The following is a 1,442-nucleotide window of genomic DNA, read 5'->3' on the forward strand; positions in this document are numbered from 1 at the left end:
ACCGGGCCGACCGCTGCATACGGGCCCCCTCGCATGGGCCATGCCGCAGGGAGCGTTCGGGCCGACGCGCCGCCGACCGGCCGCCGCGCACCTCGTCGTCGAGGCCTCCAAGGAGACGACCTCGCTCACGAGCTCGCCGAGAAGAGCACCGGCGAGCAACTTCGGCATCGGCCACACCGAGAAGCACACGATCGAGTGAACGCCGTACGAGTCGCACCCAGGGGGCCACGGCTCATACCGGCGCTGGCCGCGGCCTCAGGGGCAGTTCGGCAGGCGGAACAGGTTGTTCGCGGGATCGGAGTCCGGGACGGTCTGCAGGAAGGCGGGACGCCCCTGCGGCTGGACGACGCGGACGGCAGCGATGGTGCCGGCCGGTGCGGCCGAGGTGAAGACGGTGCCCGTACGGGCCGCGGCGACCGCCTCGTCGATGCTCATCGCCCACGGCTGGCCGCTGGGCAGCAGCCCGCCCACGGCGTCCAAGCGGTTACCGGGGTCGGCGGAGTCCTTGGCGGTGCAGGAGATCTCCAGGGCCGCACGGCGGTCAGCGTGATGACCAGGTCGTGCTGGCGGGTCGCCAAGAACCCACCGACGGCGGGGTCCTCCTCGGCGGCGGGCTGGTAGAGGCTCAACTGGGCGACGCTGAAGTCGTCACCGCCCGCGATGGCGACCTCGGTGGGCGTCGGCGACACGGCGAGGGCGTCGCGGATGCCGCAGAGGACCTGCTGGCGCACGACCGAGCGCAGAACCTCGCTCAGCACGGCAGCCAGCACACCGACCTCGCCGAGCACCCACACCCACCAGGCCATCTGCACGTGGCCCATAGCGACGTCCGACGTGACGGACGGCACGAGGCGCAGCACGGGCGTGCCCTTGCTGGTGGTGATGGTCGGGGCGAAGGTGAGCCCGTCGGCCACCCCGCCGAGCAGACGCACACCAAGACCAGCACCCGCCTCGCCGCTCCGTACCACCGACAACCCCGCACTGCGGCTGCGCCCGAGCAGCAGGAAGAGGAGCACGGAGGCGACGCACCCGAGGACCGACGCCGCCGTGGACAAGCACATCGTCACCAAGGCATCGAAGGAGACGACCGAGCGTACGGCCTCCGTCAAGACGACCGAGGAGACGACCACCAACGAAACCGGCGACAGCACCAAGAAGAAGACGACCACCTCGACGGAGACGGTCACCATCGTCTCCCCGGACACGAACAGACAGAGGGCAACCCTCACGCACCCGGAGGCGCCAGCCTCCAACGAGCAAGAGGACGGCTCACCAGCAGACCGAACACACGGTGGTTCGTCGACACCACGTAGCCCCTCGCGCCGAACGCCGAACCCGGCGATGACAGATCAGATCCCCAGCGAGGAGGCCCCCGATCTCCAAGCGGCCCGAGCCTCGCCCCCAATACGAGCCCTCCGCAACAGCGACGCCCACCACCACGG

4 protein-coding genes are annotated in these 1,442 nt (G+C 70.6%); 2 read left to right on the forward strand and 2 right to left on the reverse strand.

The window, feature by feature from the left end; all coding sequences use genetic code 11:
* The coding region (locus AOK15_RS45480; RefSeq protein ID WP_205632334.1) for a hypothetical protein at nucleotides 1-199 on the forward strand (199 nt) is incomplete at its 5' end.
* Between the two features lie 56 nt (nucleotides 200-255).
* Here AOK15_RS45480 and AOK15_RS41355 read toward each other — a convergent pair.
* Both AOK15_RS41355 and AOK15_RS41360 read right to left on the reverse strand, forming a co-directional pair.
* Nucleotides 256-471, reverse strand: coding sequence for a DUF3892 domain-containing protein (locus AOK15_RS41355; protein WP_055524449.1), 216 nt, complete (start codon nucleotides 469-471; stop codon nucleotides 256-258).
* Nucleotides 432-1,061 carry a hypothetical protein gene (locus tag AOK15_RS41360; RefSeq protein WP_205632335.1) on the reverse strand — a complete coding sequence of 210 codons (630 nt, stop codon included), beginning with the start codon at nucleotides 1,059-1,061 and terminating at the stop codon, nucleotides 432-434. The genes AOK15_RS41355 and AOK15_RS41360 overlap by 40 nt, the downstream gene beginning before the upstream one ends.
* Between AOK15_RS41360 and AOK15_RS46340 the strand changes: the two genes are divergently transcribed.
* Nucleotides 1,048-1,442: hypothetical protein (locus tag AOK15_RS46340; protein ID WP_205632336.1), on the forward strand; the 395-nt coding region annotated here is incomplete at its 3' end. The two genes, AOK15_RS41360 and AOK15_RS46340, sit on opposite strands and share 14 nt — an antisense overlap.

Source organism: Streptomyces ossamyceticus (assembly GCF_001418475.1).
Lineage (GTDB): Bacteria > Actinomycetota > Actinomycetes > Streptomycetales > Streptomycetaceae > Streptomyces > Streptomyces ossamyceticus.

Coding starts and splice junctions, on each gene's coding strand:
- AOK15_RS41360 (WP_205632335.1), bottom strand. CDS start 1,061: ATGTGCTTGTCCACGGCGGCGTCGGTCCTCGGGTGCGTCGCCTCCGTG.